Source organism: uncultured Pseudoflavonifractor sp. (genome assembly GCA_904419835.1).
GTDB lineage: Bacteria > Bacillota > Clostridia > Oscillospirales > Oscillospiraceae > Pseudoflavonifractor.
This window is the reverse complement of record CAJFTA010000052.1, coordinates 1-16,240: the sequence shown is the minus strand read 5'-3', so window position 1 is coordinate 16,240 and position 16,240 is coordinate 1. Positions and strand designations below refer to the sequence as shown.

At 60.3% G+C, this 16,240-nt stretch carries 11 protein-coding genes; 9 read left to right on the top strand and 2 right to left on the bottom strand.

Annotated elements, in window-relative coordinates; all coding sequences use genetic code 11:
* The 4 genes from QZY67_RS09420 to QZY67_RS09400 all read left to right on the top strand — a co-directional run.
* The coding region (locus QZY67_RS09420; RefSeq protein WP_295369850.1) for a hypothetical protein at positions 1-1,105 on the top strand (1,105 nt) is incomplete at its 5' end.
* 450 nt (positions 1,106-1,555) lie between these two features.
* A complete protein-coding gene (locus QZY67_RS09410) occupies positions 1,556-1,771 on the top strand; it encodes a hypothetical protein (RefSeq protein ID WP_295369849.1) in 216 nt (71 codons plus the stop codon).
* Positions 1,768-2,637: a hypothetical protein gene (locus QZY67_RS09405; RefSeq protein ID WP_295369848.1), complete on the top strand. Its 870-nt coding sequence runs from the start codon at positions 1,768-1,770 to the stop codon at positions 2,635-2,637. Before QZY67_RS09410 ends, QZY67_RS09405 begins: the two co-directional genes overlap by 4 nt.
* A gap of 38 nt (positions 2,638-2,675) precedes the next feature.
* Complete coding sequence (locus QZY67_RS09400) at positions 2,676-3,722, top strand: DUF2971 domain-containing protein (protein ID WP_295369847.1); 1,047 nt, start codon at positions 2,676-2,678, stop codon at positions 3,720-3,722.
* Between the two features lie 61 nt (positions 3,723-3,783).
* On the opposite strand, the gene rlmD is transcribed toward QZY67_RS09400, so the two are convergent.
* Complete coding sequence (gene rlmD / locus QZY67_RS09395) at positions 3,784-5,421, bottom strand: 23S rRNA (uracil(1939)-C(5))-methyltransferase RlmD (RefSeq protein ID WP_295369846.1); 1,638 nt, start codon at positions 5,419-5,421, stop codon at positions 3,784-3,786.
* 25 nt (positions 5,422-5,446) lie between these two features.
* Positions 5,447-6,331, bottom strand: coding sequence for a DUF3298 domain-containing protein (locus tag QZY67_RS09390; RefSeq protein ID WP_295369845.1), 885 nt, complete (start codon positions 6,329-6,331; stop codon positions 5,447-5,449).
* Between the two features lie 313 nt (positions 6,332-6,644).
* Between QZY67_RS09390 and secA the strand changes: the two genes are divergently transcribed.
* The 5 genes from secA (at position 6,645) to QZY67_RS09370 (ending at position 16,098) form a co-directional block, all read left to right on the top strand.
* On the top strand, positions 6,645-9,404 hold the full coding sequence (secA, locus tag QZY67_RS09385; protein ID WP_295369844.1) for a preprotein translocase subunit SecA: 2,760 nt from the start codon (positions 6,645-6,647) through the stop codon (positions 9,402-9,404).
* Between the two features lie 78 nt (positions 9,405-9,482).
* A complete protein-coding gene (locus tag QZY67_RS11970) occupies positions 9,483-9,638 on the top strand; it encodes an SEC-C metal-binding domain-containing protein (RefSeq protein ID WP_366448964.1) in 156 nt (51 codons plus the stop codon).
* A 303-nt stretch (positions 9,639-9,941) separates the two neighbouring features.
* Complete coding sequence (gene pgeF, locus QZY67_RS09380) at positions 9,942-10,760, top strand: peptidoglycan editing factor PgeF (protein ID WP_295369843.1); 819 nt, start codon at positions 9,942-9,944, stop codon at positions 10,758-10,760.
* Entirely contained in the window at positions 10,757-12,316 is a 1,560-nt protein-coding gene (locus QZY67_RS09375) for a peptide ABC transporter substrate-binding protein (RefSeq protein WP_295369842.1), read from the top strand. The genes pgeF and QZY67_RS09375 overlap by 4 nt, the downstream gene beginning before the upstream one ends.
* An 80-nt stretch (positions 12,317-12,396) precedes the next feature.
* Positions 12,397-16,098: a phosphoribosylformylglycinamidine synthase gene (locus QZY67_RS09370; protein WP_295369841.1), complete on the top strand. Its 3,702-nt coding sequence runs from the start codon at positions 12,397-12,399 to the stop codon at positions 16,096-16,098.
* Positions 16,099-16,240 lie beyond the last annotated feature (142 nt).

The window sequence follows — 16,240 nt, the reverse complement described above, 5'->3', positions numbered from 1 at the left end:
AGAGCGCACCTTACAGTTAGAACCGGAGCCGCCTAAAGTATCTAATTTGAATGACTATATCATCCAGGCACAGCAACAGAATAATTTGAGGTACCTGTCCTTCTTTCTGCATCACTATGAAAAGATGCTCAATGGACGAATTTATAGCTTTTGGCGCAGCGACGGCAACGAGCGATATGATCCAGAGCGCTTCCTTGACTATAAAATGACCTGTGTTGTGGCTGTGATTGAACGTTTTTCAGATTATGATCCCAGCACAGGAGCTGACTTTACAACCTATTTGTATCCTTTTATCACAGATGCTCTTCTTTCTTGTCGTATGCTGGAAGAAAGCTGGTCTGTGGATTCTCTGGACCAATACAAGAAAATCCGAGGAATTGCATGGAAATACCGCACATCGGGAGAAAACACAAAGAAAACCATCTCCGAATATGCGGCTGAAAAGAACTGCAAGCAGGAAACGGCTGCTGAATATCTGAATGCTGCAAAAGGGATTCGCAGCCGCCAGTCATTCTATGTTTCCCGACAAGATGAAGACAGCGAGGAAACCGGCGAAGATGTGAGCCAAGACGATCACTGGGACTATGTCGAAATCCTCTGGAATGGTATCAGAGCCGAAGCCATTCAAAAAGCCTTCGATGCTCTCGACTATCGAGAACAAACGTTACTGGAAAAACGCAACGCTATCTGTATGCGCTGCGGCAGAGTAAGTTCTATGAGCAGTCGTTCTTCCTTTGAGGAGCTTGCTACTCTGTTTGAGGGGAGCGGAACCAGTGGTGCGGAACGTGCATATCGTAAGGCGCTGGACAAACTCACCACTATTTTGGTAGAAGAGGGTATTCTGCACGCTGTACGTCTAAAACGCAAAAACATTACCAGAAAGAAAAAAGAAATCGCCACCGCAATCTATCTGTATCAGGTAGACTTCGATGGCGAATGGGGAGAAATATATTTTGACTTTGTGAGTCAGACAACGGAAATCCGAAAACTTGCAGAATTAGATTACATAATAAGTAATGTGTTTGCTAAAAAAGCAATTTGCTGCATACAAAATCACCCCTTATTAGTCAACTTGAAAGAGCTCGTAATTTCATTCTCTTTGTAAGAAAAATCATGAATTTTGCATTGAACAAGTTCGTTTGAACGAATATAATGGAAATGGTAATTGTTTGCTTTTGCTGGAGGTGGATTCAATGCTGAATGGCTATATTACAACGCAGGAAGCTGCACAGAAATGGAATATAAGTGCCCGACAAGTTCAAATCCTTTGTAAGAATAATCGCATAGAAGGTGCTGTGCAGATCAATAGAATATGGCTGATACCTACCAATGTCAGCAAACCAACGAACACCTATAAATATCAATCACAGCATAGTTTATAAATTATAATCGCAGTCGCAAACAGAGGGAGGGCTGCTGTTTTGAAAAAAAAAGAAGCAAGTGCAAGAATTAAAATTAATCGTTTTTGCTTACATTAGTAAATAAGGCACCTGACATAATCGATAATAGATATGCATGGTGGGCCATTAACGATTTGCGAAGGAAAGGGTATTTTATGAGAAATGCTCGCCAGGCAGTCAACCAAACAAATTTCAATGGTGAGTTGTTAGCTCAAACTAAAATCTCGGTACCTTCCCTCGATACCCAATTAGATATTATTGCTAAGCTTGAAGAGGAAATATTTATCGTAAAACAAAACAAACGACTTATCGCTATCTTTGAGCAAAAAATAGAAGATAAAATTAGTGAGATCTGGGGTGAAAAACAATGAGCCCACGATCATCTACAGTTGTATTTGATGCAAGTAAAATTGAAGAAGCTATAGAAAAAGCGGCACAAGCAGTATCCGCTATCATTTCGTATCCTGAAATACCAGAGGAATTGTTTGAGGTTTTTGCATATCTGCCGGAACTGTTCCAAGATGGGGATGAAGAGCGATACATTGAAGCTCTTTCATTGGCTATGCAGACCAGCTACGAAAATGGCCTGTATCAATTTGCATACATGCAGTATCATATGCTCTTTATGACTGCGATTTATTTTGTCCTTCTGAAATTATACGTCCTACATCACGATGAGATGGAGCAAGCACTATATTATCTTTTAAAAGATCGATATAATGAGTTCTTTGGAAAAGAAAACACCAAGGACGGACAGTTGTATTTTGGAAGTTTTGCGGCTATTGGAGAAAGTGATGTTTTTAAGCTCCTACATATTGTTGGAATGGATACCAATTTAGAAGGCGAGCTAAAGAAGTTAGTCAAAGAACGAAATGACTATGCCCATGCAAATGGCCGGCTGCTCCTGACATCAGAAGAATTTTTTCTTGAAAAAATCCGGAACTTTAATCATTGTATCGACAGAGTTTTTGCACTAATCAAACATGATATTTTGCAGCTGTATGCCTCAACTTTAAACGACCCGGATTTTTACGATCCAGATATTCGAGCTTACTTAGACCCAGTGCAGCAAATCCAAGAGGAGATTGTAAAAAAATATTCGTTCTCTCGTTTCGAACTAAACTGGTGTCGGAAATTTAATATCAAACAGTTGGAATCCAGCGAAAATTATGCAAGCAAAAAGGAGCTTCATATCGCTCTAAGCAAGTACTATAAAGAGCTTAAAAGTGAGATCTAAAGATTCATCTAATGCTACAGATAATAGGAGGTGATTTTTTGGAAGCAGAAGAACGAAAAACAGCTATGAGCCACGATGAAATGCAGGATTATTGGGAAACGCTGTGTTCATTTACAGGCGAAGATATACCAAATGAAGTTAATCAACTGATGGCGAAAATTCGCTATCCAAGATTTTTGTATAAGTATCGTGCGGTGAATAACAATAATCTTGATGCTTTACGCTCTAATAAACTATTCTTCTCTAAAGCTAGCAGTTATGATGATCCGTTTGACACCTTTTTACATATTGATGTGGAGAAGATCCGTCAAGAATTTGTTAGTAACTATAGCTCCCCTGAGGCATTAGCAGCGTTAGCGAACGGGATGAAAGAAACCTTTCAAAATCAACCCAGCATCCCGCAAGAATTTATTCAGCAAGTTACGAATGTCGAAGGGTTAAAACAATTATTTGCAAATGGAATTACAAACCAATTTTTGTCCTATGTACTAACTTTGCGCTCAAAAATACAAGACGAGATTCTGTCCATCTGCTTTTCTGAAAATGGGTTTAATGAAACTCTGTGGTTAAAATACGCCGATATGCACAAGGGTTTTTGTCTTATGTATGACCTTAGTGATGCGGATAGTTCGCATTGTGGGAAATTGGACAAGTGCGCAAATTGTGGCGTCTATAAATATGGAACACGGATTTATCCAGTATATTATTCCAACACTCCACATGATGCAACCAATTTTGCAAAGTTTGTTATGGGACAAGATATGGTGCAGCAATTAGGAGTGCCTTTGCCAGACTTCATGCAAAAGGAATTAAAACCGCTTCCGTGGGAAGTCGAACGAAATAGCTTGATTAAAAAGGAATGCCACAAATATGATGAAGAATGGCGGATGCTTGCTAATTGCAAAATGAATCTCCCCGCAATGATAGAGTGTGTTCCGGCTGGAGTCATTATTGGATTGAGAACATCCCCAGTAGATAAAAATCTGATTATTTCCATGGCCAAAGAAGCCGGAGTCAAAAATATCTATCAATCCTACATCGATGAAAAAAACAGGCTGAACGCATATCTGCTCAAGGATGTATAGGAGTCTGAATAATGCAAAACACGGATGATCGCCTGACGGCAAATCATCCGTGTTTTCAGTATCAGATCATTTGAAAATGTTTCAGTGCGTCCATTATCGCCATTTCCTTTTCTGGCGGACACTTTGGCACTTTCGGGTTCTCGGATTTGGACAGGTTATAATTCTGACCAACCTCTAATCCACATTTGCGCTTAATCTTAGAGACATACAGGTTGGACACCTTCAAATGGTACTTCTCCCAAACATAAGCTTTGATTTCCTCGTAGGTTGCCTTGGTCTCAGCGGCAGTAGCGTCCAGCTCATCCAAATCCAGGTCGATCTCTATGGTGTCGTCTGGCTTTTGTTGGGACAAAAGAACAACCGTCTCCACATGGGCGGTGCGGGGGAACATGTCCACCGCCTCGGCTTTGCGGAGGGCATAGCCCAGGGCGGCAAAGCGCTTCACGTCCCGGGCCAGGGTGGCCGGGTCGCAGGAGACGTACACAATCCGCTCCGGGGCCATGGCGGCAATGGTGTCCACCACGTCCTCGGCCAGGCCCTTCCGGGGCGGATCCACGCACACCACATCGGGTTTCACGCCCCGGGCGGCCAGGGCACGGGCGGCCTCGCCCGCGTCGCCGCAGAGGAACTCGGCGTTGGTCACCCCGTTGCGCAGGGCGTTTTCCCTGGCGTCCTCCACCGCCTGGGGCACCACCTCGGCGCCGAACACCTTGCCCGCCTGCCTGGCCATCACCAGGCTGATGGTGCCGATGCCGCAGTACAGGTCCAGCACGGTCTCCGCGCCGGTGAGACCGGCGAAATCCAGGGCCCGGCCGTAGAGCACCTCGGCCTGGTCGGTGTTGACCTGGTAGAAGGAGGGCACGGACAGCCGGAAGGTAAGGCCGCACAGGGTGTCCTCCAGAGCGTCCCGGCCCCAGAGGGTGCGGTAGGAGTCGCCCAGGATGACGTTGTTCTTCTTCTCATTGACCCCCAGCACCACGCCCGCCAGCCCGGGCTCCACGTTCCGCAGGGCCTGGACCAGGGCCTCCTCCTGGGGCACGGATTTTCCGTTGACCAGCAGGCAGAACAGGGACTCTCCCGCCCGGTTCACCCGGACGTATATATGGCGCACCAGCCCCCGGCCGGTTTTTTCGTCGTAGGCGGAGATATTGTGCCACTGCATCCAGGACACCGCGGCGGCCCGGAGCCGGGCGGCGGTCTCCGGCTGGAGCAGGCAGTCCTCCACCGAGACGACCTGGTGGGTCCGCTGGCGGTAGAAGCCCGCTCTGGGCCCCTCCGGCCCGGGCTGGACCGGGAACTGGACCTTATTGCGGTACCGGCGGGTGTCCCTGGCGCCGTGGATGACGGGCACCGTCACATCCAGCCCGGCGATGCGCTGAAGGCAGTCCTCCACCCGGATGCGCTTGGCCTCCAGCTCCTCGGCGTAGTTCATGTGCCGGAACTGGCAGCCGCCGCACTTGGTGTAGTGGATGCACTGGGGCATGATCCGGGCGGGGGAGGGCTGGAACACCCGCACCACCCGGCCAAACAGGCTGCTCCGGCCCACCTTCTCGATGCGCACGTCGCACTCCTCGCCCCGGATGCCCCCCTGGACAAAGACCACAATCCCGTCCAGCCGGGCCACGCCCGCACCGTCGGCGGTGTACCCCTCGATGATGAGGCGGCACACGTCGTTTACTTTTACATTGCAGTTGAGCATAGTATCACCAAATTGTCAGAGTTTGTCACGCCCAGTCGGCCAGCAGGTCCCCGAACAGGCTCCGGGGCACCGGGAAGGTGGGGGCGCCGGCGGCGTTGGGGGCCAGGTCCTGGGGCTGGTAGAAAAAGACCACCGCGTCGGCGGTGAGGTAGAAGTTCTCCCGGTTGAACAGGCGCTCGGTCAGGGCGGCGTCGTAGGTGGTGCCGTTGGCGTCCCCCTGGGCGGCCTGGCGGAGCACCTCCTCCAGGGCGATGGCGGCGGCGGCGTCCGGGTCGGTGAAGAAGTCGTCAAAGGTGAGCACCGCGCCGGTGGTCAGGTCAAAGTGGTCGGCCATGTAGAGCAGGGTGGGGTAGGTGCCGCCGGTGTGGCCGTAGTGGGTGCGGAGAATGCTCACCAGACGGTCGGTCTGGTGGGTGATCTCATAGGTCTCCTCGTCGGTGTAGTAGGTGAAGGCGTATCCCATGGACTTGGACAGGGCATAGTCCGCGTCCGCCTGGCCGGCGTTGGCCAGGGTGTCGCTCCGCAGCCCGGCGGACAGGTCCAGATACCACTGGTTGATGGCCTCGTAGGCGGCCACGCCCTCGGCGTTCTCAATCAGGGGCAGGGAGAATTTGCCCTGGACCAGCAGCACGTCGGTGTCCTCGTCGTCGGCCTGGGAGCACTCGCTCTCCTGGACGCCCCACACCGGCGCCTCCGCCTGGGCGGTCTCCACGGGCTGGCTCTGGGTGGGCGCGGGGGTGGAGGACACCTCCGGCGTGGGCTGGACGGACTGGCTCTGGGTGGGCGGCGGGGTGGACGAGGGGTGGGACGTGGGGTAGATCAGCTCCTCAGAGGGCTGGGGGCCGGCCGGGGCGCAGGCCGAGAGCACCAGCACCAGCCCGGCGGCAAGAGAGAGAATGCGGCGTTTCATAGCAGCTCCTTTTCCGGCAAAAATGCGGATACCAATACAGACTATATTGTACCACCAAAGAAAAGCGGCGTAAATGGGGAAAGGGAAAACCCGGCGGCAGGGGCACGGGGCGGACAGAATTTCCAGAGCGGCATTTTTTCAGTGGAAATACCCGCCCCCGGGCGACAAAAACAGATTTTCCTCCCGCTGGTTTGTTCATAATTTCTACTTTTTTATTGGGGTGGTTTATGGTATACTGCTAACTTAGGAAATTCCGGCCGGGCGCTGTGTGGCCCGGGCCGTTGCCAATGCACGGAAGAAAGGTGAACGAGAAATGGGTAACCTGCTCAAGAAGATCTTCGGCACCAGCTCTCAGCGGAAGCTCAAGGAGATCGAGCCCCTTGTGAAGAAGATTGAGGCCCTGGAGGAGCCCTATAAGGCCCTCAGCGACGAGGAACTCCGGGCCAAGACCGACGAGTTCAAGGCCCGCCTGAAAAACGGCGAGACCACCGACGATATCCTGCCCGAGGCCTTTGCCGTCTGCCGGGAGGCGTCCTGGCGGGTGCTGGGCATGCGCCCCTACCGGGTGCAGCTTATCGGCGGCATCATCCTCCACCAGGGCCGCATCGCCGAGATGAAGACCGGCGAGGGCAAGACCCTGGTGGCCACCCTGCCCGCCTACCTCAACGCCCTCACCGGCGAAGGCGTCCACATCGTCACGGTCAACGACTACCTGGCCAAGCGCGACAGCGAGTGGATGGGCAAGCTCTACCGCTTCCTGGGCCTGACCGTGGGCCTGGTCATTCACGAGGTGTCCCCCGCCCAGCGCCACGCCTCCTACGCCGCCGACATCACCTACGGCACCAACAACGAGTTCGGCTTCGACTACCTGCGGGACAACATGGCCATCTACAAGCAGGAGATGGTCCAGCGGGGCCACGCCTTCGCCATCGTGGACGAGGTGGACTCCATCCTCATCGACGAGGCCCGCACCCCCCTGATCATCTCCGGTCAGGGCGACCAGTCCACCCAGCTCTACCAGATCGTGGACTCCTTCGTCTCCCGCCTCAAGCCCAAGAAGGTGGCCAGCGTGGACGAGAAGGAGGAGGAGGACCCCAACCTGGACGCCGACTACGTGGTGGACGAGAAGGCCCGCACCGTCACCCTCACCGCCCGTGGCATCGAGAAGGCGGAGAAGGCCTTCAACATCGAGAACCTGGCCGACCCGGAGAACACCACCCTCTCCCACCACATCAACCAGGCCATCCGGGCCTGGGGCCTGATGCGCCGGGACAAGGACTATGTGGTCAAGGACGGCGAGGTCATCATCGTGGACGAGTTCACCGGCCGCCTGATGTATGGCCGCCGGTACTCCGAGGGCCTGCACCAGGCCATTGAGGCCAAGGAGAAGGTGCAGGTCGCCCGGGAGTCCAAGACCCTGGCCACCATCACCTTCCAGAACTACTTCCGCCTCTACAACAAGCTCTCCGGCATGACCGGTACCGCCATGACCGAGGAGGACGAGTTCAACACCATCTACGAGCTGGACATCGTGGAGATCCCCACCAACAAGCCGCTGGCCCGTATCGACCACCACGATGTGGTCTACAAGACCGAGGCGGGCAAGCTCCGGGCCGTGGTCAAGCAGATTGAGGAGTGCCACGCCAAGGGCCAGCCCGTGCTGGTGGGCACCGTGTCCATCGAGAAGTCGGAGGAGCTCAGCGAGATGCTCCGCCGCAAGGGCATCAAGCACAACGTCCTCAACGCCAAGTTCCACGAGAAGGAAGCCGAGATCGTGGCCCAGGCCGGCAAGCTGGGGGCTGTCACCGTGGCCACCAACATGGCCGGCCGCGGCACTGATATCATGCTGGGCGGCAACGCCGAGTTCCTGGCCAAGAACGACCTGCGCAAGGCCGGCCTTTCCGACGAGCTCATCGCCGAGTCCACCGGCTTTGCCGAGACCGACAACGAGGAGATTCTGAACGCCCGCAGGATGTTTGCCGAGGCAGAGGCCAAGTACAAGGAGGCCATCAAGGGCGAGGCCGAGCAGGTCCGCGCCGCCGGCGGCCTGTTCATCCTGGGCACCGAGCGCCACGAGTCCCGCCGCATCGACAACCAGCTCCGGGGCCGCGCCGGCCGCCAGGGCGACCCGGGCGAGAGCCGGTTCTACCTGTCCCTGGAGGACGACATCATGCGCCTGTTCGGCTCCGAGCGGGTGATGGGCATGATGGAGTCCCTGGGCGTGGACGAGGACACCCCCATCGAGCAGAAGATGCTCACCAACGCCATCGAGTCCGCCCAGAAGCGGGTGGAGTCCAAGAACTTCCAGACCCGTAAGACCGTGCTGGAGTACGACGACGTGATGAACACCCAGCGCAAGGTCATCTACGAGCAGCGCCGCAGGGTGCTGGACGGGGACAACCTCAAGGAGGCTGTCCAGAACATGATGAACACCGTCATCACCAACGCCATCCACGGCCACATGGGCGAGCAGAAGCACATGAGCGCCGAGCAGTTCCGGGAGGCGGTGGCCCCCTTCCGGGGCGTGTTCCTCCACCCGGAGGAGCTCAAGCTCACCGACAAGGAGCTGGCGGACTACACCGCCGATCAGCTGGTGGACCTGGTGGGCGGCAAGGCCCGGGACCTCTACGCCCGCAAGGAGCAGGAGCTGGGCGAGCCCCTCATGCGCGAACTGGAGCGCGTTATTATGCTCCGGGTGGTGGACGAGTACTGGATGGACGAGATCGACGCCATGACCGAGCTGCGCCAGGGTATCGGCCTGCGGGGCTACGGCCAGCACGACCCGGTTGTGGAGTACAAGCGGGAAGGCTACGAGATGTTTGAGAACATGATCGCCGCCATTCAGGAGGAGACAGTGCGCCGCCTGTTCCTGGCCCGGGTCAAGGTGGGCGGCGAGGTCAAGCGGGAGCGGGTGGCCAAGGTCACCGGCGAAAGCGGCGCCGACGACGGCACCGTGAAGAAGCAGCCTGCCAAAAAGGTGGTCAAAGTGGGCCGCAACGACCCCTGCCCCTGCGGCAGCGGCCTGAAGTGGAAGAAGTGCACCTGCAAGGAGTACCATCCCGACGAGCAGTAAAGCCGTTGCGGCCCACTGCGAGCGGATGCGAGCCCGCGCCTCCGGCGCGCCAAGGTTTTGGCGTTTGCCAAAACCTTGATGCCGGGCGGATTCACTCCGCCCGAGCAGATGGGAAAAACGGGGTCCCCACGGAAGGGACTTCCGTGGGGCGGCCGCAACGACCCCTGCCCCTGCGGCAGCGGCCTGAAGTGGAAGAAGTGCACCTGCAAGGAGTATCACCCGGAGCAGCAGTAAAGGCGTCGCGGCCCACTGCGAGCGGATGCGAGCCCGCGCCTCCGTGGCGGAGAAAAATCCCCCTCGGAGAGCGGAGGGGGGCCTCCGGGGGGAACTGGTGCCCCCCGGAAGGCGCGGCCGCAATACCGCGCTTTGGGGACTTCAAAATAGACGACATACCGGGCAGTGCCCGGCAGCAGTGAAAAATGGAAAGTGAAACGTAATCAGGGCTGACGACCTCCGGAGGGAGGGGGAGTTCTCCTCCCTCCGGGACTGCCTTTTGGTTTTCTTTTCATTTTTCACTTTTCTTTTAAAGGGGAATGTATGGAGTTTACAGAGAAAACGGTAAACGGCGTCACCTTCGGCCAGGGTGCCGACATGGGCCCCGGCGTGGTCCACGGCTTCTCCACCCGGCTGGGCGGCGTGTCCCAGGGCATCTACGCCTCCCTCAACCTGGGGGTGAACCGGGGCGATGACCGGCAGGCCGTGGAGGAGAATTACCGCCGCTTCTGCACCGCCATCGGCGCGGATGTGGACAAGGTGGTGTTCTCCAACCAGGTCCACGGGGACACCGTGCGGGTGTGCACCGCCGCCGACGCGGGCTCCGGCCTGGAGCGGAAGCCGGACTATGAGGCCGACGGCCTCATCACCGACGTGCCCGGGCTGTGCCTGGTGGTGTTCTCCGCCGACTGCCTGCCTATCCTGCTCCACGACCCGGTCCGCCGGGTGGTGGCAGCCGTCCACGCCGGGTGGCGCGGCACCGCCAACGGCATTGTGGAGCGGGCCTGTGAGAAAATGCGGGACCTGTACGGCTGCCGCAGCGAGGACATCCGGGCCGCCATCGGCCCCGGCATCTCCCGCTGCTGCTTTGAGACCGGCGAGGACGTGCCCAACGCCATGACCTCCGCCCTGGGCGCCGGAGCGCTCAAGTTCATCGAGGCCCATCCCGGCGGCAAGTTCCGGGTGGATTTGAAGGGCATCAACACCTTCCGCCTCCTCCGGCAGGGGCTGACCGAGGACCACATCGCCGTGTCCCCCGACTGCACCGTCTGCCTCCACGACAAGTACTGGTCCCACCGCTTTACAAAAGGGGAGCGGGGCAGCCAGGGGGCGGCCATCGCCCTGGAATGGGGGAAGCGATGAGAAAGCGCCTGCCCGCCCTGCTGCTGATCGGGGCCCTGCTCCTCAGCTGCGCCGCCTGCGCGCCCGAGACAGCGGAGGAGACCCCCGTCCCCACCACCCCCGCCCCGTCTGAGACGGCGGAGCAGACCCAGCCTCAGATTGAGGAGCGGGAGTTTGTCCTGCCCTGCTACGGGGAGCAGCCCTTTCACCCCATCACCGGCGGCAACCGGACCAACCTGACCCTGGCCCCTCTGATGTACGAGGGCCTCTATGAGCTGGACCAGAGCTTTACCCCGTCGCCGGTGCTGTGCGCCTCCGCCCAGACCGACGAGACCGGGCTTGTCTGGACCTTCGCCCTCCGGGAGGGGGTGACCTTCTCCGACGGCAGCCCCCTGACCGCCGCGGACGTGGTGTACTCCCTCCAGCTGGCCATGGGGGAGGATTCCCCCTACGCCGGCCGCTTTTCCGGCGTGGCCGGCATCGCGGCGGGGGAGGGGAACACGGTGGTCATCACCCTGACCTCCCCCAACGGCGCCCTGCCCGCCCTGCTGGACATCCCAATCGTCAGGGAGACCGGCGGCATGCCCCTGGGCACCGGCCCCTACGTCCTCACCGGAGAGGGGGACAGCCTGGCCCTGGAGGCCAGAACCGGCTGGTGGAAGGGGGAGGCGGTGCCCCTGGCGCGCATCCCCCTCTACAACGTGCGGGAGGCCGACGGCATGATCCACGCCTTTGACACCCAGGAGATCTCCCTGGTCACCGTGGACATCACCGGCTCCAATGCCCTGGGCTACTCAGGCACCTACGAGGTGTGGGACTACGCCACGTCGGTGATGCTCTACATAGGATACAACACCGCCTCCGGCCCCTGCGCCGACCAGGACCTGCGCAAGGCCCTGTCCTACGGCTACGAGCGCACGGCGGTGACCAAGTCCATTCTGTCCCAGCACGCACAGGCGGCGGCGCTGCCCGTGTCGCCCGCAAGCCCCCTGTACGACGAGACCCTGGCCGGAACCCTGGAGTACGCCCCCCAGACGGCGGAGCAGCTGCTGGAGGCGGCCGGGTGGAGCCCGGGGGCGGACGGCCTGCGCACCAACGGCTGGCAGAACCTGAGCCTGCGCTTTATCGTCAACACGGACAACACCTACAAGGTCTCCGCCGCCGAGTACCTGGCCCAGGGGCTGGGCAAGCTGGGCATTACGGTGGAGCTGGAAAAGCTGCCCTGGGAGGACTATGTGGCCGCCCTGACGGCGGGTGAGTTTGACCTGTACCTGGGTGAGGTCAAACTTACCGGCGACTTTGACCTCACCGCCCTCATCGCCCCCAACGGGGCCCTGAACTACGGCGGATACAGCGACGCCGACGCCCAGACCCTGCTGACCGCCTTCCGGGCGGCAGGGGAGGGACAGCGGGAGGCCGCGGCCTCCGCGCTGTACACCCATCTGGCGGAGACGGCGCCCTTTACCCCCATCTGCTTTAAAAACTGGTCGGTGCTCACCCACTGGGGCAGCCTGACCGGCCTCTCCCCCACCCAGCAGAACGTGTTTTACGGTCTGACGGGCTGGGAGATGGGATAATCAGAGGATTCACTGCCCCCGGGCATTGAACATAGAGAATCAGAGAACCAGAGAGAATTGATTTGTTGGAGGAATTGAAGATGGAACAGGTCTTCCGCTGCTATGTGGAGAAGCGGCCCGGATTTGACGTGGAGGCCATGGGCGTGATGCGGGAGCTGCGGGAGCAGCTGGGTATTTCCGCCCTCACCGGCGTGCGCATTCTCAACCGGTACGACGTGGACGGGCTGGACCAGGCCGCCTGGCAGGCCGCCCGGGACACCGTGTTCTCCGAGCCCCAGTGCGACGTGTTTTACCAGGAGGACATGCCCGTTCCCGGCGGCGTGTGCACCGTTCTGGCAGTGGAGGCCCTGCCCGGACAGTACGACCAGCGGGCCGACTCGGCCCAGCAGTGCATCCAGCTGCTCACCGGCGGCGAACGGCCCCGGGTGGCCTGCGCCAAGGTCTACGTCCTCATGGGCGAGCTGACCGAGGCCGACATGAAGCGGATCAAGGGCTACCTCATCAACCCGGTGGAGTGCCGTGAGGCGGCCATGGAGAAGCCCGCCACCCTGGCCCAGGAGTACCCCGCGCCCCCGGCCGTCAGGACCATTGACGGCTTCACCGCCATGGACGGCACGGCCCTCAGCGCCATGCTGGAGGAGTACGGGCTGGCCATGGACCTGAACGACCTGAAGTTCATGCAGGCCTATTTCCGTGACGAGGAGAAGCGGGACCCCACTGTCACCGAGCTGCGGGTGGTGGACACCTACTGGTCCGACCACTGCCGCCACACCACCTTCGGCACCCACATCGACAAGGCCGAGATTCTGGACGACGAGGTGGCCCAGGCCTACCGGGAGTACCTGGCCGCCCGGGAGGAGGTCTACGGCCCCGAGAAGGCCGCCCTCCGGCCCCAGACCCTGATGGACATGGCCACCCTGGGCGCCAAGGTGCTCAAAAAGCGGGGCGTGCTCACCGGCCTGGATGAGAGCGAGGAGATCAACGCCTGCTCCGTCCACGTCACCGCCACGGTGGACGGGCAGGAGGAGGACTGGCTCCTCATGTTCAAGAACGAGACCCACAATCACCCCACCGAGATTGAACCCTTCGGCGGCGCGGCCACCTGTATCGGCGGCGCCATCCGGGACCCCCTGTCCGGCCGGGCCTACGTCTACCAGGCCATGCGCATTACCGGCTGCGGCGACCCCCGCACCCCTCTGGACAAGACCCTGAGCGGCAAGCTGTCCCAGCGCAAGATCGCCCAGACCGCCGCCGCCGGTTACTCCTCCTACGGCAATCAGATCGGCCTGGCCACCGGCCAGGTGTCCGAGATCTACCACCCCGGCTACGTGGCCAAGCACATGGAGCTGGGCGCCGTGGTGGCCGCCGCCCCGGCAGAGCACGTGGTGCGGGAGCGGCCCGCCCCCGGGGACGTGGTCATCCTGCTGGGCGGCCGCACCGGCCGGGACGGCATCGGCGGCGCCACCGGCTCCTCCAAGAGCCACAACCTGGAGAGCCTGGACACCATGGCCAGCGAGGTCCAGAAGGGCAACGCCCCCGAGGAGCGGAAGATCCAGCGGCTCTTCCGCCGGGGCGAGGTGACCCGCCTCATCAAGCGCTGCAACGACTTCGGCGCCGGCGGCGTCAGCGTGGCCATCGGCGAGCTGGCCGACGGCCTGTCCATCAACCTGGATGCGGTGCGCAAGAAGTACGACGGCCTGGACGGCACCGAGCTGGCCATCTCCGAGAGCCAGGAGCGCATGGCCGTGGTGGTGGCCCCTGAGGATGCCGCCGCCTTTATCGCTGCCGCCGAGAGCGAGAATCTGGAGGCCTATCAGGTGGCCACCGTCACCGAGGACCCCCGCATGGTCATGACCTGGAACGGCCAGACTGTGGCCAGCCTGTCCCGGTCCTTCCTCGCATCCAACGGCGCGGACAAGCACATCACCGTCGCCGTCCCCGCCCGCAAGGCCCATGTGAAGGAGCTGCGGCCCTCCCGCCTGCGCCGTCTGGCCGGGGAGCTGGACCTGGCTGTCCAGCGGGGCCTGGGGGAGCGGTTTGACGGTTCCATCGGCGCGGGCAGCGTGCTCATGCCCTTCGGCGGCGCGGCCCAGACCAGCCCCGCCCAGGCCATGGCCGCCCTGCTGCCCGTGGGTCCCGGCCGCGAGACCGACACCTGCTCCGTCATGGCCTGGGGCTTTGACCCCGACCGGATGGAGCGGGACCCCTTCGGCGGCGCTCAGGCCTCCGTGGTGGAGTCCCTGGCCCGGCTGGTGGCCTCCGGCTGCGATTACAGGAGGGCCTATCTCACCTTCCAGGAGTACTTTGAGAAGCTGCGCACCGACCCGGAGCGGTGGGGCAAGCCCTTCCAGGCCCTGCTGGGCGCCCTGCGGGCCCAGCTGGAGCTGGGCGTGGCCGCCATCGGCGGCAAGGACTCCATGTCCGGCTCCTTCCTGGACCTGGACGTACCCCCCACGCTGGTGTCCTTTGCCATCGCCCCCGCCAGAGCCGGAGAAATTATCTCCCCCGAGTTCAAGGCGGGCGGACACCCGGTCTACCTGTTCCAGAGCGTGGACTACAAGGACTACGACAGCCTGAAAAAGACCTGGGAGACCTTCCACGGCCTGTGCCGGGAGGGCAGGGTCCTCTCCGCCTGGGCCGTGGGCAGCGGCGGCCTGGCCGAGGGCATCATGAAGATGTCCTTCGGCAACCGGGTGGGCTTTGAGGCCGAGCCCTCTGCGGAGAGCAGCCTGTTCTACACCGGCATGTGCGGCGCCATTCTGGCCGAGTGCGACGGTCCGGCCCCCGGCGGTGTGCTGGTGGGCCGCACCACCGACTCAGCCGCCATCTTCCTGGCCGGCGAGTCCGTGCCGGTGGACCAGCTGCTGGCCGTCAGCGAGGGCGTGCTGGAGGAGGTCTATCCCACCCGGGCCGGCGCCCCCGGCAAGGTGGAGCCCATCTCCTGGACCGGCCGCTCTCCCGCGGTCTGCGCCCACAAGACGGCCCGGCCCCGGGCGGTCATCCCCGTGTTCCCCGGCACCAACTGCGAGTACGACACCGCCGCCGCCTGCCTGCGGGCGGGCATTGAGCCGGAGATCCTGGTGGTGCGCAACGGCAGCGCCGGACAGCTCCGGGAGTCTGCCCAGGCCCTGGAGGCGGCCATCCGCCGCAGCCAGATGATCGTGGTGCCCGGCGGCTTCTCCGGCGGCGACGAGCCCGACGGCTCGGGCAAGTTCATCGCCTCCTTCTTCCGCAGCGGACCCATCACCGATGCGGTCCACGACCTGCTCAAGCACCGGGACGGCCTCATGCTGGGCATCTGCAACGGCTTCCAGGCCCTCATCAAGCTGGGCCTGGTGCCCTACGGCGAGATCCGGCCCATGGACGACGCCTGCCCCACCCTGACCTATAACCTCATCGGCCGCCACCAGAGCCGGTATGTCACCACCCGGGTGGCCAGCGTCAATTCCCCCTGGATGCTCAAGAGCCGGGTGGGCGACCTCCACGCCATCCCCGTCTCCCACGGCGAGGGCCGCTTTGTGGCCCCCGAGGGCCTGCTGAAGGACCTCATTGCCAAGGGCCAGGTGGCCACCCAGTATGTGGACGCCGCCGGTGTGCCCTCCATGGACATCACCGTCAACCCCAACGGCTCCATGGAGGCGGTGGAGGGCATCTTCTCCCCCGACGGCCGGGTCTTTGGCAAGATGGGCCACAGCGAGCGCCGCGGCCCCTGGGTCGCCCGCAACATCCCCGGCGACAAGCACCAGCCCCTCTTTGAGAGCGGCGCGGAGTACTTTAAGTAAGATACATGCAGCCCCAGGGGCGCCGGAAACATCCGGCGCCCCTTCAGCGTGTCGAAAAACCTCGGTTTAAAAGGACCTGCCTGAACTGGGGCGGGGGAGCGCGAGGGGGCAGCCGCCCGCCTCGCGTGGAATCGAATGCCCC

What these genes read in the sequence shown, in the direction of transcription:
- QZY67_RS09410 (WP_295369849.1), top strand. Translation starts at nt 1,556, where the DNA reads ATGAGAAATGCTCGCCAGGCAGTCAACCAAACAAATTTCAATGGTGAG.
- QZY67_RS09405 (WP_295369848.1), top strand. Translation starts at nt 1,768, where the DNA reads ATGAGCCCACGATCATCTACAGTTGTATTTGATGCAAGTAAAATTGAA.
- rlmD (WP_295369846.1), bottom strand. Translation starts at nt 5,421, where the DNA reads ATGCTCAACTGCAATGTAAAAGTAAACGACGTGTGCCGCCTCATCATC.
- QZY67_RS09390 (WP_295369845.1), bottom strand. Translation starts at nt 6,331, where the DNA reads ATGAAACGCCGCATTCTCTCTCTTGCCGCCGGGCTGGTGCTGGTGCTC.
- secA (WP_295369844.1), top strand. Translation starts at nt 6,645, where the DNA reads ATGGGTAACCTGCTCAAGAAGATCTTCGGCACCAGCTCTCAGCGGAAG.
- QZY67_RS11970 (WP_366448964.1), top strand. Translation starts at nt 9,483, where the DNA reads ATGCCGGGCGGATTCACTCCGCCCGAGCAGATGGGAAAAACGGGGTCC.
- pgeF (WP_295369843.1), top strand. Translation starts at nt 9,942, where the DNA reads ATGGAGTTTACAGAGAAAACGGTAAACGGCGTCACCTTCGGCCAGGGT.
- QZY67_RS09375 (WP_295369842.1), top strand. Translation starts at nt 10,757, where the DNA reads ATGAGAAAGCGCCTGCCCGCCCTGCTGCTGATCGGGGCCCTGCTCCTC.
- QZY67_RS09370 (WP_295369841.1), top strand. Translation starts at nt 12,397, where the DNA reads ATGGAACAGGTCTTCCGCTGCTATGTGGAGAAGCGGCCCGGATTTGAC.